This is a genomic window from Algirhabdus cladophorae (genome assembly GCF_044772865.1).
GTDB lineage: Bacteria > Pseudomonadota > Alphaproteobacteria > Rhodobacterales > Rhodobacteraceae > Algirhabdus > Algirhabdus cladophorae.
On sequence record NZ_CP173029.1, the window covers coordinates 314,615 to 336,273 of the forward strand.

The window sequence follows — 21,659 nt, forward strand, 5'->3', positions numbered from 1 at the left end:
TGTAGTTCTCCTATTTTGGCTTTAGCAGGCTTTCGGCCTGTTATTCTTGGTGTTTCTTGTGGTGTTGAATGACTTCCTGGATAATGAAATTCAGAAAATCCTTGGCGAAAGCGGGATCAAGATCGGCGCGATTGGCCAGATCTTCGAGCCGCGCAATTTGTTTTTCCTCGCGCGCAGGGTCCGAGGCGGGTAGATCGTGCTGGGCTTTGAGTTTGCCCACGGCTTGGGTGTGTTTGAACCGCTCGCCCAGTGTGTAGACAAGGATCGCGTCCAGTCTGTCGATGCTCTCGCGGTGGTCTTTGAGCACCTCTTGGGCGCGGGTCACAGGATCAGTCAAGAGCCCATCCTTTCGGTTTAAAAAGCGGGTCGGCATAGTGGCTGATTTCCATGGCGATGCCGTGAGCCAATTGCGTGCCGTCCAACTCAGCAGGGCTGGGGTGGCGATAGACCGCGTCCGACCCGTCGATGGTTGCGGCTTGGCGGTCACGGGTGGCCCCCAGCCGTTCGGCCAGTCGAATACTGTCGAGGTTTTTGGGGTCCAAGTAGGACACGGCTGTGGTCCAGCCTTTTTGCGCATAATAGTAGTCGCGCACGGCACTGGTGGCTTCCAGCGCATAACCTTTGCCTGCTTTGTCAGGCCAAATGATCCAAGCGATTTCTGCTTCGGGCCATTTCGCAGGCTGCCAACCACCGGCCATGCCGTAGGTCGCATCGGTCTCTTTGTCGTGGATCATCCACATGCCAAAGCCGCGAATGTGCCAATGGCCCATCTCGGCGGCATAGAGCATCCATGCCTCATAGGCGTTCAGGGGCCCACCCATAAAGCGCGAGCGATAGCTGCTGAAAGTTGCTTTGAAGTCAGGGTAATCCTCGGCCTCGGGGCCGCGCAGGACAAGGCGCTGGGTTTCCAGCACAGGAATTTCGGCCAGTGTCATCATGTCAGCGCCTCGGGGGACGGGTGCCGCCAGACCTGCATTTGACCATAGCGTTCATGGGTATAGTCGTAGTCGTATGTGGCACCCAGCTTTTGCGCCAAAGCTGCAGAGCGGGTGTTATTGGGGTCGATGCAGCTGATGGCTGTGTCCCAATCCAGCACTTGGTAAGCGTAGCGTCGGGATTCCAGAGCGGCCTCATGGGCGATGCCGCGGCCTTCGGCGTGATCCATTAGGGTCCAGCCGATTTCGGCTTCGGGCCAGCCTTCGGGGTTCCACAGGCCAACACGTCCACAGTACTTCCCAGTGGCTTTTTCTTCCACAGCCCAAAACCCATAACCCCGTATATGCCAATGACCCAGCAGCGAGGCAAAGCCGCGCCAGCCCTGTTCGCGCGTCATGGGCCCACCCACGAAATGCGAACGCTCGGACGCCCAAAAGCCGACCTCAGCCTCGAAATCGGCCTCCGTCGGGGCGCGCAGGATCAAGCGATCTGTATGTAGGGTTGGTGCGATCATTTCTTTTTGCCGAAACCAGATAGGCCAGGGGGCAGGCCACCGCCGCCCATGCCGGGCATTCCGCCAAGACCACCGGGCATTTTGCCCAACTGTTTTGCGGCGGCTTCCATGGCGGCAGGATCGTTCATATCGGGCATGCCGCCGCCTTTGCCCATCATGCCTTTCATGGCCTGTTTGAGCATGCCACCTTTGCCCATCTTGCCCATTTTCTTCATCATGTCGGACATCTGACGGTGCATTTTCAGCAGTTTATTTAGGTCCGAGACTTCCATGCCCGCCCCGGCAGCAATCCGCTTTTTGCGGCTGGCTTGCAGGATCTGCGGGTTGGCGCGTTCTTTTTTGGTCATGGAATTCACAAGGGCGATCTGGCGTTTCAGAACGCTGTCGTCAAAGCCTGCTTCTTCAACCTGTTTGGCCATTTTGCCCATGCCCGGCATCATTCCGATGATGCCTTCCATGCCACCCATTTTCATCATCTGTTCAAGCTGCGCCTTGAGGTCGTTCATATTGAACTGACCTTTTTGAAAGCGCTTCATCATCCGTTCGGCTTGTTCGGCCTCGATGGTCTCTTGGGCCTTTTCCACCAGCGATACGATATCGCCCATGCCAAGAATGCGACCTGCAACACGTTCGGGATGGAATTCTTCCAGAGCGTCCAGTTTTTCGCCCAAACCCACGTATTTGATCGGTTTGCCAGTCACAGCTTTCATCGACAGGGCCGCACCGCCACGTCCGTCGCCATCCATGCGGGTCAGAACCACGCCCGAGATGCCGATTTTTCCGTCAAATTCTTCGGCGACTTCTACGGCGACCTGACCGGTCAGGCCGTCAACGACCAACAGTGTCTCACGCGGGTTGACCGCGTCGCGCACGTCTTTGACCTCTTGCATCAAGGTCTCGTCGATTTGCAGACGTCCTGCCGTGTCCAGCATGTAGACGTCATATCCGCCCAAAGTGGCCTGTTGTTTTGCGCGTTTGGCGATTTGAACGGCGCTTTCACCTGCCACGATGGGCAATGTGTCCACACCGATTTGAGCGCCGAGAACCGCCAACTGTTGTTGTGCAGCAGGGCGGTAAATATCCAAAGAGGCCATCAAAACGCGCTTGCCGTTTTTCTCGGTCAAACGCTTTGCCAATTTACCCGTTGTCGTGGTTTTACCACCGCCCTGCAAACCGACCATCAAGATAGGGGCAGGGGGGTTATCAATTTTCAGATCGCCCGGTTCGCCTTCGCCCGTCAGTGTATCAACCAACGCATCGTGGACAATTTTAACAACTTGCTGGCCGGGCGTGATGGATTTGGTCACGGCCTGACCAGTAGCCTTTTCTTGCACGGCTTTGACAAATTCGCGTGCTACGGGCAGCGAGACATCGGCCTCCAGAAGGGCGACACGGACCTCGCGCAGAGCGGTTTTTACGTCGTCCTCAGACAACGCGCCTTGTTTGGTGAGCTTGTCGAAAACACCCGATAGGCGCTGTGAAAGATTCTCAAACATGTCACAGGCCCTCCTTAGGCCGATACGTGTGTGTCCGACCTATTTAGGAACGAACGGCTCAAACCACAAACGCCCCCATGGGCGTATGACGCTGATGGAGGGCGATCTTCGCACTACAGCAAAGACCGGAAGTCTAAGGCTTCCAGATGTTGGGCGGGGAGTACGCCTGAAAGGGCACTCTGTCAAGGCGGCAATGGGACAGTGGCGATGGCCAGTGGGCAAGAAGCCTGAGGTTATAATCCGTTTCTTAAGACCTTGCTCTTAACACCTCCTCATAGCGCCACGAACGAAAGACCTGCCATGCTAAAAATGCTCAATATGATTTCCGTCAGACTAGCTGTTTTCTTGGTGGTGTTTTGTGCAGTCTTCGCCGGTGCGAATATGTTTGTCAGTCAAACGCATTTTCGCAAAGCATCTCTGACGCAATCGATGGACCGGGCGGGGTCTTTGGCGCAGTCCCGTCACGCGCAAATCCAGACATGGCTGGACACCGCCGCAGCGGATGTGCGCCTTGCTGCTGCTGATCCTGCGATGGCGCGTAATTTGAGTACGCTTAATCAGGCTTGGGGGAAGTTAGGAACGGATTCAACAGGTGTGTTGCAGCGCGCGTATATCACGCAAAACCCGAACCCCGTGGGTCAAAAAGATGCGCTTGATCGCGCGGACGATGACGCCACCTATCATTTCCTCCATTCCAAGATGCACCCCAGTTTGCGAACACTGACGCAGGAAAAGGGGTTTTACGACGTGTTCTTGTTCAATCTGGACGGGGACGCAATTTATTCCGTGGCTAAAGAGGACGATTTTGCCACCAATTTCCGTACCGGGCCCTATGCGGGGTCTGGCCTTGCCAATGCCTTTGAAATGGCGGCAAACGGCGAGGTGGGCGAACTTTATTTTCAAGATTTCGAAGCATATGCGCCCAGTATAGGCGAAGTTGCAGCCTTTATCGCAACACCAGTGCCTGACGGTCAGGGACGACCAATTGGCGTGGTAGCCTTTCAGCTGTCGATTTCCTTGCTTGAGAGTATTGTCAACGATCCGCGCGGCTTGGGCGAAACTGGCACGTTTTTATTGGTTGGTGAGGACCTCAAGGCGCGGGTTGATGCGCGATTTGAAGATAGTTTTGTAAAATTGGAAGATCTTGTTGAAACGCAGGCTATGACTTTAGCTAAGCAACAAGACCAATTTGAACCGATCCTGACCACTGGTCAAAGCGGTGCGCAGGTCATGTCGCTGGCCTTACCATTGATGTTTTTTGATCGCAGTTGGCTGTTTGTTTACGAACGCTCTTTGGATGAAATTATGACGCCTGCATGGGACAGCATGCGCCGACAAATTATTGTTGTTGTGATCAGTGCGCTGCTCTTTTGTATCACTGGCGTGATCTTTGGCCGTTCATTAACGCGTCCCATCTCGCGCCTGTCAGTCTCTCTCACCAAGGTGGCTGACGGTGATTATGACCAGCCAATTACCGACGCCAAGCGGCGTGATGAATTTGGGGCCATTGGTGCTGCGTTGCAGACGTTGCAAGACCGGTTGCGTACAGCCCAAGCGGCGGAACAAGAGCGCGCCAGGGATGTTGAAATGCAAGCGGCCGTCGTTCAAAGCCTTAGCGATGGGTTGGCTGCCTTGTCCAATTGCGACCTGACCTCGAAAATGGATGCGGCGTTTCCAGCGCAATATGAAGGTCTGCGGTCGGATTTTAACACAACTGTCGACACTCTTCATAAGGCTATTCAGGAGGTTTCCAAAACGTCGGACAGGATCGAACAACAATCTGGCACGCTCAGCGCTGGGGCGGATACGTTGGCGCAATCCACCGAGGACCAAGCCGCGACTTTGATTCAAACTGCCGCCGCCTTGGCGCAAATTGTAGAAAGTGTGGCCGGTGCGGCTCGCAATGCGTCGGCAGTGTCTGACCATGCACAGCAGGCCCAGACGGACGCGGCCCAAAGTGATGCAATCGTGCAGCAAACAGTTGATGCGATGCATAAAATCAAAGTGTCGTCTGACGAGGTGAACAGCTTTATTGGAATGATCGACGATATCGCGTTCCAAACAAATCTCTTGGCGTTGAATGCAGGCGTGGAAGCGGCCCGAGCAGGCGACGCAGGGCGCGGCTTTGCTGTTGTTGCATCTGAGGTGCAAATTCTTGCGCAAAAATCCTCGGAGGCTGCGCAACAGATCAAAGAACGATTGGCCGGGAACGCCCAGAACATCAAAAACGGTGTGACTTTGGTTGGCGATGCAGGTGAAACATTAAGGGCAACCTTCGAGCGGGTGCGAGAAATCTCTGCGCTGATCCAAGAGATCGCGCAAAGTGCTCAGGAACAGGCGCAGGGCCTAAAGGAAGTAAACCAAGGCGTTGTTTTGTTGGAAGAGACAACACATAAGAACACACAGATGGTGCAGACAAGCACTGGATTTAGCCATCAATTGCGGGATCAAGCCGTACATCTCAAGAAACTGGTTGGCCAATTTAATGTTGGGTGCCGTGCTGCTGCAGTAAGGGTCGAGAAAACTGGTTTAACGGATGAAATTCCCGTGGCTGAGGCGCAAGTGGCTCGGGCCACAGTTGAAAGTAAAACGGGACACAGCGGCACTATCGCAGTCTTTTCTAGCAAACAAGCACCGGAGGCTCGCGCTTCCCGTTTTAAGCCTCGCTCAAATGCTGCACCAACTGCGACACCTGATCCTGCGCCGAACAAACCACGTGCGCCTACGCCACAGATGGATGATCAAGGAACCAAAGAATTGTGGGATGAAGATCTTTCAGTAGATCAAAGCAGTTCGCCTGCTTTTGGCGCTGATGCATACAAAGAAGTGTGGAAGGATTTCTAAAGCAAAGTCGACATATCCCTAAAAAGCACTCGTCTGCCCTTGTGAACACCCTTGCCATTATGTGGGCTTTATTGTTCTTTGGTGCACAGACGTATTGTGAAGGACATAAGTCATGGCGGTAGACAATTGGGACGAAATCAGAACGGCTTATCAAGTGGCCCGCATGGGAACTGTAAGTGGTGCTGCTGATGTCCTTGGTGTGCATCATGCAACGGTTATTCGTCATATTGACGCCCTAGAAGGCAAGCTTGGTGTTAAGCTTTTTCAGCGCCATGCCCGTGGCTACACCGCGACCGAAGCTGGCGAGGATTTGATGCAAGTGGCCCAAACCACGGAAGACCAGTTTACTCAACTGGCGGGTCGGATCCATGGCCGGGGCGCTGCTGTTTCAGGCGATTTGGTCATTACTTCGGTACCCCCGATGTCGCAACTTTTGGCGCAAACAATTGGTAAATTTCAGCTCGAATATCCAGACCTACGCACAGAATTGGTCGTAGATAGCCGCGTGTTGCGTTTGGAATACGGCGAGGCCCACGTGGCCATTCGGGCAGGGCGTCAGGACCAAGAGCCCGACAATATCGTGCAACCCTTGGGGGCTATGACCACAGCGCTTTATGCTACGAAAGACTACGTTGCACGCCATGGTACTTTGAAAGGTCTAGAGGACATTCCGAACCACCGGTTTGTAAGGCTTTCGACCCCCAACAGCCGGATTCCTTTTAACAATTGGATCATGGCCAACGTGCCTTCGGAATACGTAGTCTACAAAGCATCAAGCCTGCTGGCCGTAGAAGATGCCGTTATCGAAGGCGTGGGCATAGGATTTTTGCCAGTCTACATGGCGCAAAACCGTGACAACTTGGTCGAAATGATCGGCCCGCAAAAAGATTGGTCCACGCCGCTGTGGATCGTGACCCACGTGGATTTGCATCGCACCGCCAAAGTTCAAAGCTTTACCAAGTTCTTGAAAGAAGAGTCTGTTCACTGGCCCACGATTTGATGGGTAAAATGCGCCCTGAAACATTGGGCCATTTGGCGATGTTTTCGTTTTCGATACTCGTGGCGGGCTCTTTTTCTTTAGGTGGGCTGGCAGCCCCTCATATCGATCCAGTGGCGCTAAATGCCGTTCGGTTTGCTATTGCAAGTCTTGCTATATGGATCACGTGCTGGCTGACCACGGGGATCAAACGCAAAGATTTACAGGCGCCATGGCGATATTTGCTGCTGGGTGGTGTTTTCAGCTTCTATTTCGTGATGATGTTCGAAGGATTGAAGACGGCCAATCCCGTTAGCACCTCGGCGGTCTTCACCTTTACCCCGATCATGTCTGCCGTTTTTGGTTGGCTGTTGTTGCGACAGATCACAACGCGGTCCATGGCCTTGGCGCTGGGCATCGGAGGCATCGGTGCGTTATGGGTTATTTTTCGCGCCGATATTACGGCTGTACTGGCCTTTGAAATTGGGTTGGGCGAAAGGATTTTCTTTTGGGGGTGCGTGGCACATGCGCTTTACACACCCTTGGTGCGCCTTTTGAACCGTGGTGAGCCTGCGCTGACATTCACTTTTTTGATGCTTAGCGCTGCGTGCGTGTTGTTATGGATATATGGCTGGTCCGAAATCCGCGCAACGGATTGGGCGAACCTTCCAACGATTGTCTATACGACCATTCTTTACACATCGATTTTCGCCAGTTCGATGACTTTCTTTTTGTTGCAATTTGCGACCATGAGGCTGCCCTCGGCCAAAGTGATGGCCTATACATATCTGATCCCCAGCTGGGTCATTTTGTGGGAAATCGCATTGGGGAATGCGGCCCCGACGGTATATGTGCTGGGCGGCGTGGCCTTAACGGTTATGGCACTTTTATTGTTGTTGCGAGACGAAACAGCGGCATCCTAATCCGCCAGTCCCGCCCGACACCACGTAACACTTTGCGCGCGCTTGGCGGCCTCAACACAGGTCAAGTTCGGATGTCGCACGTGCGGTTTAGCTGCCGCGATAGGTGGAATAGCCGAAGGGCGAAAGCAGCAAGGGTACGTGATAATGGCTGTCGGGATCGTTGATGCCGAAACGGATTGGCACAATGTCCAAAAACCGTGGGTCTTGGGCATCGGTCCCGATAGCGTCGAAATAATCGCCGGCATGAAAGATCAGCTCGAACGTGCCAGTTGTAAAATCCTCGGTTGGCAGAATTGGTGTGTCCGTGCGGCCGTCTGCATTCGTTGTCATGCTGCAGACCAGCGTTTCGGCAAGACCGTGCAGTCGGTAAAGGTCGATCTTGAGGCCAGAGGCAGGTGTGCCCAAACTGGTGTCGAGCACATGTGTGGTAAGAAATCCGGTGGGCATTTCAGTCTCCAATAGGTCTTTGTGCAGTTTAGCGCATTGCGACGCTTGTGCACCTGCAAAGTCGATGAAAAACTACAGCACAGCGTCCACGTTAGTTTGTGCATGCTAGAACCAGTCATTCGAGGGGCACAAACACAATGCAGCGATATCCACGAGACATGATTGGCTATGGGCCACGTGTGCCTGATGCGGCTTGGCCCGGGGGGGCGAAAATTGCGCTGCAGTTTGTAGTGAACTACGAAGAAGGCGGCGAAAACAATGTGTTGCATGGGGATGCTGCGTCTGAGGCTTTTTTGTCCGAGATCGTAGGTGCCGCGGCTTGGCCGGACCAGCGCCATTGGAATATGGAAAGTATCTACGAATACGGTGCGCGTTCTGGCTTTTGGCGGCTGCACCGGTTGTTTACCCAAGCGAATGTGCCCGTCACTGTTTATGGCGTGGCCACGGCTCTCGCGCGCTCCCCGGAACAGGTGATGGCGATGCAAGCGGCCGATTGGGAGATCGCCAGTCACGGGCTTAAATGGATCGAATACAAAGACGCAACGCCTGAGGCCGAGCGGGCTGATATGCTAGAAGCGATCCGTTTGCATACAGAGGTCACTGGCCAACGTCCGCGCGGATGGTACACAGGGCGCTGTTCCGAGAATACTGTGGCGCTGGTGGCCCAAGAGGGCGGCTTTGACTATGTGTCCGACAGCTATGCAGACGATTTACCCTATTATATCGGGGAGCAACTCGTTGTGCCGTACACCTTAGATGCCAATGACATGCGGTTTGCCACACCACAGGGGTTCAATGCAGGTGATCAATTCTTTAACTATCTTAAAGACAGTTTTGATGCGCTTTATGCCGAAGGGGTCGCAGGGCAACCCAAGATGATGTCTGTTGGGTTGCATTGTCGTCTGATCGGTAGGCCCGGACGTGTGATGGCCTTGAAACGGTTCATTGATTACGTGCAAACCTTTGGCGATGTGTGGTGTGCAACGCGTGCTGACATCGCAGACCATTGGCTGCGAAATCATCCGCCTGTGCAATATGATAGACCCAGCGAAATGGATCGCGATACGTTCGTGTCTGCCTACGGCGGGATTTTTGAGCATTCCGCATGGATTGCAGAGCGCGCCTTTGAATTGGAATTGGGGCCTGCCCATGACACGGCGGGCGGGTTGCATCATGCGCTGACACGAATGTTCCGGTCTGCCAGTGAGGTCGAGCGTCTTGATGTCCTCAAAGCGCATCCTGATTTGGCCGGGAAATTGGCGGCGGCCAAAAGGTTGACGGCGCAAAGCAGTACAGAGCAGGCCAGTGTTGGTCTTGATCTGTTGAGCGATGCCGAGCGTGAGACCTTCACAAAGCTGAACCAAGCCTATGTGGCCAAGCATGGTTTCCCGTTCATTATTGCAGTGCGTGATTTTGACAAGGCTGGAATTTTGGCCGCGTTTAAGGCGCGGTTGGACAACGCAACTGACGTAGAATTTTCAGCGGCTTGTGCTCAGGTTGAACGCATTGCGCACTTGCGGCTAAAGGATCTATTGCCATGAGCCGTTACGCATTTCCGCCGGGTGGCTTACCTGACCAACGCAAAAACCCTGCGGCTGCAGGGGCGGTGTTTACCACAAGTTTTGCATTTATTCCCGCAGATACAATGCGCGACATTACCACCAGTCAGTTGCCCCATTGGACGCAGACCCGCGCTTGGATTTTGGCGCGGCCGCTTACGGGTTTTGCCGAAACTTTCTCGCAATATGCAGTAGAAGTCGCGCCGCGTGGCGGATCGCAATCGCCCGACACAAATCCATTGGCGCAGTCGGTGGTGTTCGTGGCTTCGGGCGAGATGACGTTGAGTTTGGATGGTGTGACGCATGTGTTGGAGGCCGGAGGCTATGCCTATATCCCCGCAGGTCACATCTGGACTGTGCGCAATAAAGGCTCTGACGTTTTGCAGTTTCATTGGCTGCGCAAGCGGTATCAGCCCGTGGCAGGCATTGCCGCGCCTGCCCCTTTTGTAACCTCGGATCAAACAACTGCGCCGAACCCAATGTCCAACACGGATTTATGGGCCACAACGCGGTTTGTTGAACCAGATGATCTGCGCCACGACATGCACGTCAATATTGTCACCTTTCAACCCGGTGGGCGCATTCCATTTGCTGAAACCCATGTGATGGAACACGGGCTTTATGTGTTGGAAGGGACCGCGCGGTATCTTCTGAATGACCAATGGGTCGGCGTTGGGCCCGGGGATTTTATGTGGCTGCGCGCCTTTTGTCCGCAGGCCTGTATTGCAACAGGCGACGGGCCGTTTCGGTATTTGCTGTATAAGGACGTAAATCGTCATGCGGAGTTGGCGCTATGAGTTCGATCATCGCGCAACCGCTGACGGCGGAGGGTTTTGCGCCCTACGGGGATGTTTTGGAGTGCACGGGCGCATCGCGTTCTATCAATGCAGGCCTGTGTGATCGGTTTCACGATCAGGCTGTGATGGATTTTGGGCCAGAGGGGCAGGCTGGGATTAGCCTTTTTCGTGCCCAAGCGCGCAGTTTGCCTTATGCGTTTGATCTGATGGAGCGACACCCCGAAGGCTCGCAGGCGTTTATTCCTATGTCCGAACATCCCTTTTTGGTCATCGTGGCCGAGGATCAAGCGAACACTCCGCATCATATAAAGGCGTTTCTGACCAAGCCGGGGCAGGGCGTGAACTATCATCGCAATACGTGGCACGGGGTACTGACGCCTTTGCATGCGCCGGGCCTTTTTGCGGTGATTGACCGGATTGGCAGTACGCCAAATCTGCAAGAGCATCACTTTGATACTGCATTTGTGGTGAAAGAGTAGCGCGGCCTCTCTTGCAGTGTGGGTTTTTTCGTGGCCAACTTGGCGCATCTGATTTTGGAGGACGCCATGAAAGATCACGAGTATCTCACTGCGCACAACGCGCAACATATGTGGCATCCTATGGGCCATCCGGGTGAAGCGCGCGGAAACAACCCCACAGTGATCACCAAAGCCGATGGCGTTCATATCACTGACTTGCAAGGCCACAGCGTGGTTGATGCTGTTGGTGGGTTGTGGTGCGTCAATCTGGGCTATTCGAATGATGTCGTAAAGCAGGCCATCGCGGACCAATTGTTTGAACTGCCCTACTATTCTGCCTTTTTCGGCACGTCCAATCCTACTGCCATTGAAGCTAGCCATGCAGTGACCGATTTCTTTGCCGAAGACGGGATGACACGCGCATTTTTCACATCAGGTGGATCCGACAGTGTCGAGACATGCTTGCGACTGGCGCGGCAGTATCACCGCTTGCGGGGTGCGCCAACACGGACCAAGTTTTTGTCCCTTAAGAAGGGCTATCATGGCACCCATTTTGGCGGGGCCTCTGTTAATGGCAACAACCGCTTTCGCACGGCCTACGAGCCGATGCTGCCCGGGTGTTTTCATTTGCCCAGCCCGTACACTTACCGCAATCCGTTTAATGAGACGGATCCTGCGAAATTGGCGCAATTGATTGCGCAGGCCTTTGAGGATGAGATTGAGTTTCAAGGTGCAAATACTATTGCTGCGTTCATTATGGAACCAGTACAGGGGGCTGGCGGCGTGATTGTGCCTGATGCGACGTTCATGCCGTTGATGCGCGAAATTTGTGATCGGCACGGGATCTTGATGATCTCAGACGAGGTGATCACTGGGTTTGGTCGTTTGGGCAGCTGGTCTGGTGCACGGCATTGGGGCGTAAAGCCTGACATGATGAGTTGCGCAAAAGGCATCACCTCGGGATATTTTCCTGTGGGCGCTGCGATGATGTCGGACAAAGTTGCGGATGTTTTTGAAAGCGATCAATCGGGAGAGGGCGCTATTTTCCACGGCTATACCTATTCGGCTCATCCCGTGGGTGCGGCCGCTGTCGTGGCTTGTTTGGCGGAAACACTGAAGGCGGATACCAAGACAAATGCGGGGCTGCGGGGCACGCAATTGTACCAAGGCGCACTGGCTTTGGCGGAGAAGTATGACTTCATTGGTGATGTGCGCGGTGGGGAAGGTCTGATGACTGGCCTTGAATTGGTCAGTGACCCATTGGCCAAGACCCCGATGGATATGGGCACCATGAAGCGCATTCAAACCGCCACCTATGAGGCAGGCTGCATGGTGCGTTTGGCGGGTCATTCCATCGTGATGTCCCCGCCTTTGACGATTTCGCAGGCAGAGACAACGGTCATTTTGGATGCTCTGGGGGCGGGCCTTAGCGCAGTTTGACGGTGCGGGTGCCTCCGGCGGGAGTATTTTAGGAAAAAAGAAAACCTAGAGCAGTGCTGCTTGTGCAAACATGTCTTTGACGTCCGCTTGGGCGCGTGCGCCGATGTGGCTGATGATCTCGCCTGCTGCGATATTGCCCATGGCACCGCATATGGGTAGGTCGTAGCCCTCGCAAAGCCCCCATAGAAACGCGCCCGCAAACATATCGCCGGCCCCGGTGGCATCGACGATTTTGACAGGGGTTGCGGGGACGTGGTGCCGCGCAGTGCCTTGCAGGATATGCGCCCCGTTTTCTGCGTCGGTGCAGGCGACGATGTCCACTTCGGAGGCGCATTGGGCGAGCGCTGCGTCAAAGTCGTCGGTTTGATACATGCTGAGCATTTCAGCGCGGTTGCAAAACAGCAGGTCTACGTGGTCTTGGATCATCGTGCGAAAGGCGTCACGATGGCGTTCCACGCAAAACGGGTCCGACAGGGTCAAGGACACTTTGCCACCTGCGGATTTGCAGGCCTCAATTGCTTTGGCAAAGGCTGCGTGACTGTCGGGACCGTCAAACCGGTAGCCTTCTAGATAGATCCAGTCGGCTTGGGCCATGTCGTCGGGCAGGATGTCGTCCGGTTTGAGGAACTCGGTCACCCCAAGATATGTGTTCATTGAACGCTCCCCGTCTGGGGTGACGATCACGATACAGCGGCCTGTTTCATCCACAGCGTCTTTGGGTGCCATAGCAGTGGTGTAATCTGCACCTTGGGCTTGTAGATCATGGGCAAAGATTGCGCCCAATTGATCGTCCTTTACTTTCCCTACATAAGCGGTGCGGCCGCCCAATTTGGCGATGCCAGCGATGGTGTTTGCGGCTGATCCCCCGCTGATTTCTTGGGCTGGCCCAACACGGGAATAGAGATCAACCGCGCGGTCCATATCGATCAGCTGCATGATGCCTTTTTCGACCCCTGCGGTGGTGAGAAAGCTGTCGTCCTCTTGGGCTAACACATCGACCATTGCGTTTCCGATGCCGATCACTTGGTACTTTTTAGTCATAGTTTTTGTCCTCGAATTGGCAAAGATCCCGCACGAGGCAGGTGCCACATAGGGGTTTGCGGGCTTTGCAGACATAGCGCCCGTGTAGGATCATCCAGTGATGGGCGTGCAGTTGAAAATCAGCTGGGATGTGGTCTTCGATAGCGCGCTCAACCGCGACCACATCTTTGCCCGGGGCCACACCAGATCGGTTGCCGAAGCGAAAGATATGGGTGTCCACGGCTTGGGTCGGCTGCCCCCACCACATGTTCAGCACGACATTGGCGGTTTTGCGGCCAACCCCTGGCAGGCTTTCCAAAGCCGCGCGGGAATTGGGAACCTCGCCGCCGTAGTCATCGACCAACATCTGGCTCATCTTGATGACGTTTTTGGCCTTGTTGCGATAAAGACCAATGGTTTTGATTTTCTCTGTGACGCCGTCGAGGCCAAGCTCCAGCATCTTTTGCGGGGTATCAGCAATGGGGAACAGATGGCGCGTGGCTTTGTTAACCCCTGCATCAGTGGCCTGCGCCGATAGGGCTACGGCCACCACCAGAGTGTAGGCGTTGGTGTGCTCTAACTCGCCTTTGGGTTCGGCCTCGGCCGCTTCAAAGCGCGTGAACATTTCGCGGATGGTTTGGTAATCAAGTTGCTTTGCCATGGCATCGGGTATGCCTTGCGAAAAGGCCTCGCGCAATGCGCAAAATTCGGGTCGCTTGGTGGGGGTTGGCGGCGTATGGTTCGGCTATGGAACAGACATCATATCATTACCAAACCATTCGCCGCGCTATCGAGGTCATCGATGCTGCAGATACCCCCCTGACACTGGACGCGCTGGCACAAGACATGGGAATGTCGGCGCCGCATTTTCAGCGGACCTTTTCGAAATGGGTGGGCGTGTCGCCAAAGCGCTATCAACAATACCTGGCACTTGATCACGCCAAATCTATGCTGTCGCAAAACTTTACAACATTAGAGACAGCCCATTCCATCGGATTGTCCGGGACAGGCAGGCTCTATGATATGTTTCTTAAATGGGAGGCCATGTCGCCTGGCGATTTTGCCCAAGGGGGGGCGGGTCTGACGATCTATTGGGGGTGGTTTGAAACCCAGTTCGGACCTTGCGTGGCTATGGGCACGGACAAAGGTATCTGCGGTATGGGATTTTCCGACGAAATGGGTGCTGAGGTTGCGCTTGAGGATTTGGTTCGACGTTGGCCCAAAGCAGATTTTGTCGAAGATCCGATGCAGTTGCGCCCCATGGTAGAGGCCGTGTTCGAGGGGCAGGACGGCGAAGCAAAATTGCACCTGATCGGGGCACCGTTTCAAATCAAGGTCTGGGAGGCGTTGTTGAAAATCCCCGCTGGCCATGTCACGACCTATTCGGAGATCGCAAATAGCATCGGGTCACCCAAAGCGGTGCGGGCCGTGGGCACAGCCGTTGGACGCAATCCGATCAGTTATCTGATCCCGTGCCACCGTGCGCTGCGTAAATCGGGGGCCTTAGGGGGCTATCATTGGGGCCTTCCAGTGAAACGGGCGATGCTGGCCTATGAGGCCGCACGTCTCGATGCGACTGGGTGATTCAAAGGTGCCCTTGGCCCTAGGAGCGGGTTGAAATGATAGCAAAACATCGGCAATCCCCCGCGCACCAAAGGCTTGATATTGGATAACATGCGTTTTCATGCGATGTTTTCTGCAACACGCCTGCGATTGTGCGGCGCGTGACTTAAAAACGAAAAAAGGCAGTACCATGTTTACGATCAAACCTTCTCTGGCCCTTGGGGGCGTCGCACTTTTCGCGCTGACCGCTTGCACCGAGCCTGCGTATCTTAACAATCCTGACGATCCGAACCGTCAAACCAAAAACGGTGCCATTATTGGTGGTCTTGTTGGCGCCACAGCTGGGATCATTGCCGGCGATGATGGTGGCGAACGGCGCCGTGGCGCTGCAATTGGGGCTATTGTCGGTGCCACTGGTGGCGGTTTGATCGGTGCACGTTTGGACCAGCAAGAAGCTGATTTGCGCGCCTCGATTGGCAACAACAACGTGGGTATCGTCAACACAGGCTCCGAACTTATCGTGACAATGCCGCAGGACATTCTGTTTGCTGTGGACAGTGCCGCGCTGCGGCCTGATCTGGCCCGTGATCTAGGCGCGCTTGCGCAAAACTTGCAAGCCTATCCCGACAGCACAGTTGATATTCTGGGGCACACGGACAACACAGGTGACGCAGGCTATAACCAAGGCCTGTCGCAACGTCGCGCGCAAGCGGTTGCCGATGTCTTGGTCAACAACGGCATTTCATCTATTCGCTTGCGGGCGATTGGACGTGGTGAAGATGCACCCATTGCCTCCAATTTGACGCCTGAAGGACGCGCGCAAAATCGCCGCGTCGAGATTGTGATCCGGCCCAACGCCTAAGTCGAACGAATACCGGTTGTCCCTTTTCAGCATTGGTCATATATTTTTACCAATACTAAGGGGCAACCGATGCCATTCAAAAAGATAGAACCGACAAAACTGTCCAATGCAGTGATCACCCAGATCGAGCTGCTGATCCTACGTGGCATTCTCAAGCCCGGGGATCGTCTGCCGTCCGAGCGTGAACTTTCAGATAAGTTAGGGGTCTCACGCCCGTCTTTGCGTGCAGCCGTAGCGGATCTGCAAAAAAAGGGGCTGTTGGAAAGCCGTGCTGGCGCCGGTATTTTTGTGGCCGATGTTTTGGGGTCGGCGTTTTCACAGGGTCTGATCACGCTCTTTTCCAATCATGACGAAGCCGTCTTTGATTACGTGTCGTTCCGGCGGGACATGGAAGGTTTGGCAGCCGAACGTGCCGCAACCTTTGGATCCGATACGGATCTGCAAGTCATTGCCGAGATTTTTGAGAAAATGCAGGCCGCTCATTCCAAACGCAACGCCACCGAAGAAGCCGCGTTGGATGCGGCCTTCCATTTGGCGATCATCGAGGCTAGTCATAACGTCATCATGTTGCATATGATGCGGTCGATGTATCAGCTGTTGCGCGAAGGTGTGTTTTACAATCGTCAAATGATGTTCAAACAAAAGACCACACGTGGCACGTTACTCAACCAGCACCGCGCCATCAACGATGCCTTGCAAAACCGCGACCCTAAGGGCGCGCGCTTGGCTGTAGAAGAACACTTGACCTACGTCGAAGGCAGCCTTGCCCAACAGCAAAAGTTCGAGCAGCAAGAGGCAATTGCCCAGCAACGCCTGGATCATGAACGGACCCGCTAGGCGCTGATTTGGGCTGTTCCATGCTCATCGCATCAAGTTCTTTATGGCCCATTGGTATTTCAAAGTTGAAGCTGGCCTGACTGTGCTTGCGATTGCTGTTTTTGCATTCAGTCGCCGTAGAAAGCTGAGCAAACAGAGCTAGAGGGCGTTACTTCTTTGCAGGGTGTTGCCAGTGGTACCCAAACACCTTCGGTTGTGCCGCGGTACAACAATCTTTCAACGCATTGAAATCGTGGAAAACAAGACTCTTTGGACGAATCGAAATCGCCGCTAGCCTACTAGATATGGTGGTTGCCTTACTAAGGGCGACAAAATGATCGGTATTTTATAAATTTCGGAGAGTTCAATGTTACCCCGCCCCAGCTTCTCGCGTATTTCCACGGCACTTTTATTCAGCGGCTTATTGAGTACGGCTAGTTTTGGTCAGCAAGCCGCCGACAAGGTGGATTTTTCGGCCATTCTGGATGGGCTGCAGGACACCCCAGCGGCTATAAAGGTCGCTTCGACAGCAACACAGCAATCCGTGGCGCCGACCACAGCGCCCCATGGAGCAATGTCCGGGCCCATGACCGGCAAAAGCCACGGGCATTCCGTAAACGCGATCAATTCAACGATCCCTTGCGTGGCGGAACTGGCGATGGTGGCCAATCGCGCGCGGGTAAATTTCCTGTCGGCTTCAGCGGATTTGACCCGCAATGCGAAAGAGGGGGTATTGGTCTTGGCCTCGATGGCGCAACGCTGTCCACAGGCTGGTATCATCGTCGAAGGCTATGCTGATCCTATCGGCAATGGCGATTATAACTTGGCTCTAAGCTGGCGGCGGGCCAATGCTGTGATCGAAACCATCAAATCTGGTGGCTTTAAGACCGACCGCTTTGAGGTTCATTCGCATTTAACCGAACACAACGATGCGATGTGCCAACACTTTGATGTGGTGGACCGCCGTGTCGAATTTATCGTCGTTGCACGGATCAACGGCTGATCCCGTCCAATCCATTCTCCCTAATGAGATCAGCCAAGAAAGCCCAATCAAACTGGTTGGGCTTTTTTGGCGTCTGGTGTTCCATAGTCGCTGCCATCGGGTGATCGCTGCGCGTCAAAAGAACCCTTTACCAAAGCCGAGACCCCAAAGAAAAAAGCCCGATCGCGGGGACCAGGCTTTCTTGGATGTCTTTAACCGCTTTTCTTAGTGCAGCTTTTTGCCCACCTGAGCAATGGCATCGTCGATCAATGAGTTGCCGTTTGCGGCAGTCATTTGTTTGGCGATGATGTCTTTTGCAGCACCCACTGCGACGGCAATGGCTTGGTCGCGCACTTCCTTAACCGCACCGGCCTCAGCGGAGGTGATTTGGTCTTCGGCTGCTTGCAAACGCCGCGCGATGGAGGCTTGCAGATCGGCCTTGGCCTGTTCAGCAACGGCTGCAGCCTCTTCTTTGGCGGCAACAACAATCCGGTCAGCTTGCTCCTGGACTTCCTTTTGCTTGCGCTCGTAGGAAGCCAACAAGGTTTTCGCTTCTTCGCGCAGAGCGCGTGCTTCGTCCAAGTCGGATTTGATGCCGTCGGCACGCTTGTCCAACATGCCCATCAACAAGGTTGGGACCTTGAAATAGATCACAACGCCGATGAACAAAAGGAAAGCCAGCAGAACAACAAAGTCGGTGTTGCCCAACGAGATGAACGGACCCTTAGCTGCAAACGCGGGCGTCGCAGTGATCAGGGCGAAGGGGAGTACATATTTCATCGTGTTACCCCTTCATCCGTGCAGTCACGGCTGCAGTGACCGATTTTGCGTCGGCCTTGCCACCCATAGCTGCCACAATTTCCTTGGCAGTGTCCTTGGCGACTGTTGTGACGCTGTCCAAAGCGCTCGCTTTAATCTCGCCAATGGCTTTTTCCGATTCTGCGGCTTTCGCAGCAATTTCGGCGTCGGCTTTGGCAATTGCCACGTCAAGCTCGCCTTGCATCTCGGCCTTAGTGGCCGCGACGATGTTTTGGGCTTCGAGACGAGCGTCTGCGAGAGCCTTTTGATAAGCGTTTTCAGCCTCGACAGCTTTCAACTTGAGGTCTTCGGCTGCAGCGATGTCGTTTTGGATTGTGCCGTTGCGTTCCGCCAAAACACCCGCGATGCGCGGCAAAACGATCCGTGACAGGACGAAATACATAATGACCAGTGTCACCACCAGCCAGAACGCTTGGTTCGCCATCCAGTCGCCACACAGCTGTGGCATCCCAACAGCGGACCCGCCGCCGTCGACACAGGCGCTGGCTGCACTTGTAGTTTCTGTTGCCATGTCGTCCTCCTAAGGAACCCTAGTGTGCTTTGAACGCAGGCCAGTGGCCCACGTTCAAAATCTCAGGAAACTTAGTCGGGCTTAAACAGCGAACATCAACAGCAGAGCAACGAGGAACGAGAAGATCCCCAAAGCTTCTGCAAAGGCGATGCCGATGAACATAGTAGCAGTTTGGCCGCCAGCAGCGGATGGGTTGCGCAGGGCGCCGGACAGGAAGTTGCCCACAACGTTGCCCACACCTACAGCTGCGCCACCCATGCCCATGCATGCGAGGCCTGCGCCGATGTATTGACCCATTTCTACGATATTGCCTTCCATGGTGAAGTCTCCTTAAGTTGGATTTGGCATTTCTTGATTAGTCTATCGAACCTTAGTGTGCGGGGTGCAGAGCATCCTTGAGGTACACGCAGGTTAGAATTGTGAACACGTAGGCCTGGATGAAGGACACCAGAACTTCGAGTGCGTACACGGCTGTAATCGCCGCGATTGAGAGGGGTGCGATGGCTGCAATGGCTGCAAACCCCGCGAAAACTTTGATAACAGCGTGGCCCGCCATCATGTTACCGGCCAAACGAATGGAGTGGCTGATAGGGCGTACAAAGTAAGAAATCACTTCGATCAGCGCCAGAATGGGGCGGAGTGCCAGCGGGGCGGATGAAACCCAAAAGAGGCCCAAAAAGCCAACGCCATGTTTGACGAAGCCAAGGATCGTGATTGCAAAGAAAACGGCAAAGGCCATGACTGCGGTTACAACGATGTGGCTGGTAGGAGTGAACGCCATTGGCAGCAGGCCAAGAAAGTTCGAGAAGATAATGAACATGAACAGCGTCATGATGTAGGGGAAATAGACGATAGCATCTTTGCCCGTCACATCCTCGACCATTTTGTAGATAAAACCGTAGGCCAATTCGCCGATAGACTGCGTGCGGGTTGGAACAACCGCCCGTTTGGATGTGCCCAGAACGAACAAAAGCACCATGGCCACAATGGCCAACGCCATCCAAAGTGTCACATTCGTGATTGTAAACATGCCAACCGGATCGCCAGCGTTTCCAAACAACGGTTTGACGATGAACTGATCCATCGGGTGAAACACGAGGCCGCCGTCTGCTTTTTCCGTCGCCATTTGTTGTCGTCCTTTTGTCTGCGCGGGGCGTGCCCCGTTTAGTCTTGTTCGTCTGCGACGCGTGTCGCTTTTTCTTGGGCCTCTTGTGCAGATCGCAACATGGTGCGTACCCCTGCGGCAAAGCCCAGCAATGTAAAGATCACCAGAAAGATCGGGAGGGTCCCGAACAGGCTGTCCAGCCCGTATCCGATGGCAAAACCGATGCCCAATCCGGCCACCAGTTCGATCACCATGCGCCACGCCAGTTGTGCGGCGGAATGATGGTCTTCCACCTTAGAGGTCGGTTTGTCTGCGCCTTTAAGCGCTTGGATCTTGTCCTCTAAGGCCTTCATGCGGTCTTGGTCGGATGGATCGGACATGTGGTTTCCGCCCTCTGCGGTGATTGCGCATGTGCTAAGCCGTGGTGGGGACAGAGTCAACGGCCATTGCGCCGCACCCTTCGATGATTTAACGTACTGAAAAGTATATAAAAAAATTCCACAGACGTGGGTCTTTTGACCGATAGTCCCGTCTAAACCCAGCAACCTGTTGATTTCCTATATTCAACCAAATGGTTGACCATTGCAGGGGCGCCTGCCACACCCAAGGGGCTATGACTGCCTGCTTAGACAACATCTTTGCCGCTTTGGCGGATCCGACCCGTCGCGATATCCTTGCAATGTTGCTTGAGGACGACATGGCAGTGACAGATGTTGCAGCCCCCTTTGAGATGTCTCTGGCGGCTATTTCCAAACATTTGACGATCCTGACCCGTGCGGGTCTGATCAGCCAAGAAAAGCGCGGTCGCGTCAAATGGTGCAAGTTAGAGCCCGACGCGATGAAAGCGGCCAGCATATGGATGCAAGGCTTTGGCCAGTTTGAGGCCGTGAACCTAGATGCGTTCGAGGCGTTTTTAGATGTGGAGCTGGGGCAAGGATCTTAGCTGATGATTTATGTTTTGGCCTATCCCCAGTTCAAATCGAACACGGCGCAGGTCTTGGAGAGGTTTCGTGCCAAACATGAACCTGAGCGCGCGAAAATGGTGCCTCCCCATATCACGCTGGCATTTGCTCTAAGGGATATCGACCTTGATCTGTTTTTCGACCATTGCCAGAAGATTTGCGCGTCCGTGCAGCCGTTTCAAATCACTTTCAATCAGCAGGCTGTGGTTTGGGACCCCTATGAAAACACCCATAAGCTATTTCTGTGGGTGGGCGCAGGTGCAGCCAAGCTGAACAATTTGCACCGTCGGATCTACGACGATCCCAATGTTCCGGCAGCTTGTATGGATGGTACATTCCGCCCCCATATGACGATTGGCACCAATGCAGATCAAAAGGCGTTGGAGGGATTGGATGCGGCGATCCTGAGCCACTTTCCTATACCGGCTCGCCAAAACGGTTTGGATGTTGTGGGACTGTTGGATGGTACTGTGACCCCTCTGCGCCATTATTCGTTTGGGCGAGGGTAGCGCGCGCCGCGCATTTGCTTTGCCACTATAGATCACGGTGTCTTGTTGCGAATGTGATTGGCCTCGCAAGTGGTTTTGGCACAGGGTGCTGGGGTAACCCGCTATCACTAAAAGGCCCTA

General features: G+C 54.3%; 25 protein-coding genes. 13 read left to right on the forward strand and 12 right to left on the reverse strand.

Annotated elements, in window-relative coordinates; genetic code table 11:
- Window positions 1-40 precede the first annotated feature (40 nt).
- From ACIRQ6_RS01535 to ffh, 4 genes are read right to left on the reverse strand one after another with little or no spacing between them, the layout of a single operon-like run.
- The gene (locus ACIRQ6_RS01535; RefSeq protein WP_420862371.1) at window positions 41-337 is read right to left on the reverse strand and encodes a chorismate mutase; all 297 of its coding nucleotides are present in this window, start codon (window positions 335-337) and stop codon (window positions 41-43) included.
- A complete protein-coding gene (locus ACIRQ6_RS01540; protein WP_420863831.1) occupies window positions 330-935 on the reverse strand; it encodes a GNAT family N-acetyltransferase in 606 nt (201 codons plus the stop codon). Before ACIRQ6_RS01540 ends, ACIRQ6_RS01535 begins: the two co-directional genes overlap by 8 nt.
- Complete coding sequence (locus ACIRQ6_RS01545; RefSeq protein ID WP_420862372.1) at window positions 935-1,450, reverse strand: GNAT family N-acetyltransferase; 516 nt, start codon at window positions 1,448-1,450, stop codon at window positions 935-937. Before ACIRQ6_RS01545 ends, ACIRQ6_RS01540 begins: the two co-directional genes overlap by 1 nt.
- Window positions 1,447-2,946, reverse strand: a complete 1,500-nt coding sequence (gene ffh / locus ACIRQ6_RS01550; RefSeq protein WP_420862373.1) for a signal recognition particle protein — start codon at window positions 2,944-2,946, stop codon at window positions 1,447-1,449. The genes ACIRQ6_RS01545 and ffh overlap by 4 nt, the downstream gene beginning before the upstream one ends.
- A gap of 318 nt (window positions 2,947-3,264) precedes the next feature.
- Between ffh and ACIRQ6_RS01555 the strand changes: the two genes are divergently transcribed.
- The 3 genes from ACIRQ6_RS01555 to ACIRQ6_RS01565 all read left to right on the forward strand — a co-directional run bounded on the left by ACIRQ6_RS01555 (window position 3,265) and on the right by ACIRQ6_RS01565 (window position 7,689).
- Complete coding sequence (locus ACIRQ6_RS01555) at window positions 3,265-5,790, forward strand: methyl-accepting chemotaxis protein (RefSeq protein ID WP_420862374.1); 2,526 nt, start codon at window positions 3,265-3,267, stop codon at window positions 5,788-5,790.
- Between the two features lie 112 nt (window positions 5,791-5,902).
- Complete coding sequence (locus ACIRQ6_RS01560; RefSeq protein ID WP_420862375.1) at window positions 5,903-6,790, forward strand: LysR family transcriptional regulator; 888 nt, start codon at window positions 5,903-5,905, stop codon at window positions 6,788-6,790.
- A gap of 8 nt (window positions 6,791-6,798) precedes the next feature.
- Window positions 6,799-7,689 (forward strand): DMT family transporter, encoded by an 891-nt coding sequence (locus ACIRQ6_RS01565; RefSeq protein WP_420863832.1) that lies wholly within the window; start codon window positions 6,799-6,801, stop codon window positions 7,687-7,689.
- An 87-nt stretch (window positions 7,690-7,776) separates the two neighbouring features.
- Here the strand turns inward: ACIRQ6_RS01565 and uraH are convergent, their stop codons facing one another.
- Window positions 7,777-8,136, reverse strand: coding sequence for a hydroxyisourate hydrolase (gene uraH, locus ACIRQ6_RS01570; protein ID WP_420862376.1), 360 nt, complete (start codon window positions 8,134-8,136; stop codon window positions 7,777-7,779).
- A gap of 137 nt (window positions 8,137-8,273) precedes the next feature.
- On the opposite strand from uraH, the gene puuE reads away from it, so the two are divergent.
- The 4 genes from puuE (at window position 8,274) to ACIRQ6_RS01590 (ending at window position 12,390) form a co-directional block, all read left to right on the forward strand.
- On the forward strand, window positions 8,274-9,677 hold the full coding sequence (gene puuE, locus ACIRQ6_RS01575; RefSeq protein WP_420862377.1) for an allantoinase PuuE: 1,404 nt from the start codon (window positions 8,274-8,276) through the stop codon (window positions 9,675-9,677).
- Window positions 9,674-10,492 carry a bifunctional allantoicase/(S)-ureidoglycine aminohydrolase gene (locus tag ACIRQ6_RS01580; RefSeq protein ID WP_420862378.1) on the forward strand — a complete coding sequence of 273 codons (819 nt, stop codon included), beginning with the start codon at window positions 9,674-9,676 and terminating at the stop codon, window positions 10,490-10,492. Before puuE ends, ACIRQ6_RS01580 begins: the two co-directional genes overlap by 4 nt.
- Complete coding sequence (locus ACIRQ6_RS01585) at window positions 10,489-10,971, forward strand: ureidoglycolate lyase (RefSeq protein ID WP_420862379.1); 483 nt, start codon at window positions 10,489-10,491, stop codon at window positions 10,969-10,971. Before ACIRQ6_RS01580 ends, ACIRQ6_RS01585 begins: the two co-directional genes overlap by 4 nt.
- Before the next feature lie 66 nt (window positions 10,972-11,037).
- Window positions 11,038-12,390: an aminotransferase class III-fold pyridoxal phosphate-dependent enzyme gene (locus tag ACIRQ6_RS01590; protein WP_420862380.1), complete on the forward strand. Its 1,353-nt coding sequence runs from the start codon at window positions 11,038-11,040 to the stop codon at window positions 12,388-12,390.
- Window positions 12,391-12,435: 45 nt separating this feature from the next.
- Here ACIRQ6_RS01590 and ACIRQ6_RS01595 read toward each other — a convergent pair whose 3' ends face one another.
- Window positions 12,436-13,431 (reverse strand): adenosine kinase, encoded by a 996-nt coding sequence (locus ACIRQ6_RS01595; protein WP_420862381.1) that lies wholly within the window; start codon window positions 13,429-13,431, stop codon window positions 12,436-12,438.
- On the reverse strand, window positions 13,424-14,071 hold the full coding sequence (gene nth, locus ACIRQ6_RS01600) for an endonuclease III (RefSeq protein WP_420862382.1): 648 nt from the start codon (window positions 14,069-14,071) through the stop codon (window positions 13,424-13,426). The genes ACIRQ6_RS01595 and nth overlap by 8 nt, the downstream gene beginning before the upstream one ends.
- Window positions 14,072-14,157: 86 nt before the next feature.
- Between nth and ACIRQ6_RS01605 the strand changes: the two genes are divergently transcribed.
- From ACIRQ6_RS01605 to ACIRQ6_RS01620, 4 genes are all read left to right on the forward strand, one after another.
- On the forward strand, window positions 14,158-14,994 hold the full coding sequence (locus ACIRQ6_RS01605; protein WP_420863833.1) for a methylated-DNA--[protein]-cysteine S-methyltransferase: 837 nt from the start codon (window positions 14,158-14,160) through the stop codon (window positions 14,992-14,994).
- 169 nt (window positions 14,995-15,163) lie between these two features.
- Window positions 15,164-15,835 carry an OmpA family protein gene (locus ACIRQ6_RS01610; protein ID WP_420862383.1) on the forward strand — a complete coding sequence of 224 codons (672 nt, stop codon included), beginning with the start codon at window positions 15,164-15,166 and terminating at the stop codon, window positions 15,833-15,835.
- 69 nt (window positions 15,836-15,904) lie between these two features.
- Window positions 15,905-16,672, forward strand: a complete 768-nt coding sequence (locus ACIRQ6_RS01615; RefSeq protein WP_420862384.1) for a FadR/GntR family transcriptional regulator — start codon at window positions 15,905-15,907, stop codon at window positions 16,670-16,672.
- Window positions 16,673-17,018: 346 nt separating this feature from the next.
- Complete coding sequence (locus ACIRQ6_RS01620; RefSeq protein WP_420862385.1) at window positions 17,019-17,654, forward strand: OmpA family protein; 636 nt, start codon at window positions 17,019-17,021, stop codon at window positions 17,652-17,654.
- Between the two features lie 204 nt (window positions 17,655-17,858).
- On the opposite strand, the gene ACIRQ6_RS01625 is transcribed toward ACIRQ6_RS01620, so the two are convergent.
- The 5 genes from ACIRQ6_RS01625 to ACIRQ6_RS01645 all read right to left on the reverse strand — a co-directional run bounded on the left by ACIRQ6_RS01625 (window position 17,859) and on the right by ACIRQ6_RS01645 (window position 20,448).
- A complete protein-coding gene (locus tag ACIRQ6_RS01625; protein ID WP_420862386.1) occupies window positions 17,859-18,413 on the reverse strand; it encodes a F0F1 ATP synthase subunit B in 555 nt (184 codons plus the stop codon).
- Window positions 18,414-18,417: 4 nt separating this feature from the next.
- Window positions 18,418-18,963 carry a F0F1 ATP synthase subunit B' gene (locus ACIRQ6_RS01630; RefSeq protein ID WP_420862387.1) on the reverse strand — a complete coding sequence of 182 codons (546 nt, stop codon included), beginning with the start codon at window positions 18,961-18,963 and terminating at the stop codon, window positions 18,418-18,420.
- An 81-nt stretch (window positions 18,964-19,044) separates the two neighbouring features.
- Complete coding sequence (locus ACIRQ6_RS01635; protein WP_420862388.1) at window positions 19,045-19,281, reverse strand: F0F1 ATP synthase subunit C; 237 nt, start codon at window positions 19,279-19,281, stop codon at window positions 19,045-19,047.
- A gap of 52 nt (window positions 19,282-19,333) precedes the next feature.
- Window positions 19,334-20,089, reverse strand: a complete 756-nt coding sequence (locus ACIRQ6_RS01640; protein WP_420862389.1) for a F0F1 ATP synthase subunit A — start codon at window positions 20,087-20,089, stop codon at window positions 19,334-19,336.
- 38 nt (window positions 20,090-20,127) lie between these two features.
- The gene (locus ACIRQ6_RS01645) at window positions 20,128-20,448 is read right to left on the reverse strand and encodes an AtpZ/AtpI family protein (RefSeq protein ID WP_420862390.1); all 321 of its coding nucleotides are present in this window, start codon (window positions 20,446-20,448) and stop codon (window positions 20,128-20,130) included.
- Between the two features lie 233 nt (window positions 20,449-20,681).
- Between ACIRQ6_RS01645 and ACIRQ6_RS01650 the strand changes: the two genes are divergently transcribed.
- Window positions 20,682-21,011: an ArsR/SmtB family transcription factor gene (locus tag ACIRQ6_RS01650; protein WP_420862391.1), complete on the forward strand. Its 330-nt coding sequence runs from the start codon at window positions 20,682-20,684 to the stop codon at window positions 21,009-21,011.
- Window positions 21,012-21,014: 3 nt separating this feature from the next.
- Complete coding sequence (locus tag ACIRQ6_RS01655; RefSeq protein WP_420862392.1) at window positions 21,015-21,539, forward strand: 2'-5' RNA ligase family protein; 525 nt, start codon at window positions 21,015-21,017, stop codon at window positions 21,537-21,539.
- Window positions 21,540-21,659 lie beyond the last annotated feature (120 nt).

Bases quoted from the DNA above. Each gene is read 5' to 3' on its own strand.
- ACIRQ6_RS01540 (WP_420863831.1), bottom strand. From the start codon at position 935: ATGACACTGGCCGAAATTCCTGTGCTGGAAACCCAGCGCCTTGTCCTG.
- ACIRQ6_RS01545 (WP_420862372.1), bottom strand. From the start codon at position 1,450: ATGATCGCACCAACCCTACATACAGATCGCTTGATCCTGCGCGCCCCG.
- ffh (WP_420862373.1), bottom strand. From the start codon at position 2,946: ATGTTTGAGAATCTTTCACAGCGCCTATCGGGTGTTTTCGACAAGCTC.
- ACIRQ6_RS01555 (WP_420862374.1), top strand. From the start codon at position 3,265: ATGATTTCCGTCAGACTAGCTGTTTTCTTGGTGGTGTTTTGTGCAGTC.
- ACIRQ6_RS01560 (WP_420862375.1), top strand. From the start codon at position 5,903: ATGGCGGTAGACAATTGGGACGAAATCAGAACGGCTTATCAAGTGGCC.
- ACIRQ6_RS01565 (WP_420863832.1), top strand. From the start codon at position 6,799: ATGCGCCCTGAAACATTGGGCCATTTGGCGATGTTTTCGTTTTCGATA.
- uraH (WP_420862376.1), bottom strand. From the start codon at position 8,136: ATGCCCACCGGATTTCTTACCACACATGTGCTCGACACCAGTTTGGGC.
- puuE (WP_420862377.1), top strand. From the start codon at position 8,274: ATGCAGCGATATCCACGAGACATGATTGGCTATGGGCCACGTGTGCCT.
- ACIRQ6_RS01580 (WP_420862378.1), top strand. From the start codon at position 9,674: ATGAGCCGTTACGCATTTCCGCCGGGTGGCTTACCTGACCAACGCAAA.
- ACIRQ6_RS01585 (WP_420862379.1), top strand. From the start codon at position 10,489: ATGAGTTCGATCATCGCGCAACCGCTGACGGCGGAGGGTTTTGCGCCC.
- ACIRQ6_RS01590 (WP_420862380.1), top strand. From the start codon at position 11,038: ATGAAAGATCACGAGTATCTCACTGCGCACAACGCGCAACATATGTGG.
- ACIRQ6_RS01595 (WP_420862381.1), bottom strand. From the start codon at position 13,431: ATGACTAAAAAGTACCAAGTGATCGGCATCGGAAACGCAATGGTCGAT.
- nth (WP_420862382.1), bottom strand. From the start codon at position 14,071: ATGGCAAAGCAACTTGATTACCAAACCATCCGCGAAATGTTCACGCGC.
- ACIRQ6_RS01605 (WP_420863833.1), top strand. From the start codon at position 14,158: ATGGAACAGACATCATATCATTACCAAACCATTCGCCGCGCTATCGAG.
- ACIRQ6_RS01610 (WP_420862383.1), top strand. From the start codon at position 15,164: ATGTTTACGATCAAACCTTCTCTGGCCCTTGGGGGCGTCGCACTTTTC.
- ACIRQ6_RS01615 (WP_420862384.1), top strand. From the start codon at position 15,905: ATGCCATTCAAAAAGATAGAACCGACAAAACTGTCCAATGCAGTGATC.
- ACIRQ6_RS01620 (WP_420862385.1), top strand. From the start codon at position 17,019: ATGTTACCCCGCCCCAGCTTCTCGCGTATTTCCACGGCACTTTTATTC.
- ACIRQ6_RS01625 (WP_420862386.1), bottom strand. From the start codon at position 18,413: ATGAAATATGTACTCCCCTTCGCCCTGATCACTGCGACGCCCGCGTTT.
- ACIRQ6_RS01630 (WP_420862387.1), bottom strand. From the start codon at position 18,963: ATGGCAACAGAAACTACAAGTGCAGCCAGCGCCTGTGTCGACGGCGGC.
- ACIRQ6_RS01635 (WP_420862388.1), bottom strand. From the start codon at position 19,281: ATGGAAGGCAATATCGTAGAAATGGGTCAATACATCGGCGCAGGCCTC.
- ACIRQ6_RS01640 (WP_420862389.1), bottom strand. From the start codon at position 20,089: ATGGCGACGGAAAAAGCAGACGGCGGCCTCGTGTTTCACCCGATGGAT.
- ACIRQ6_RS01645 (WP_420862390.1), bottom strand. From the start codon at position 20,448: ATGTCCGATCCATCCGACCAAGACCGCATGAAGGCCTTAGAGGACAAG.
- ACIRQ6_RS01650 (WP_420862391.1), top strand. From the start codon at position 20,682: ATGACTGCCTGCTTAGACAACATCTTTGCCGCTTTGGCGGATCCGACC.
- ACIRQ6_RS01655 (WP_420862392.1), top strand. From the start codon at position 21,015: ATGATTTATGTTTTGGCCTATCCCCAGTTCAAATCGAACACGGCGCAG.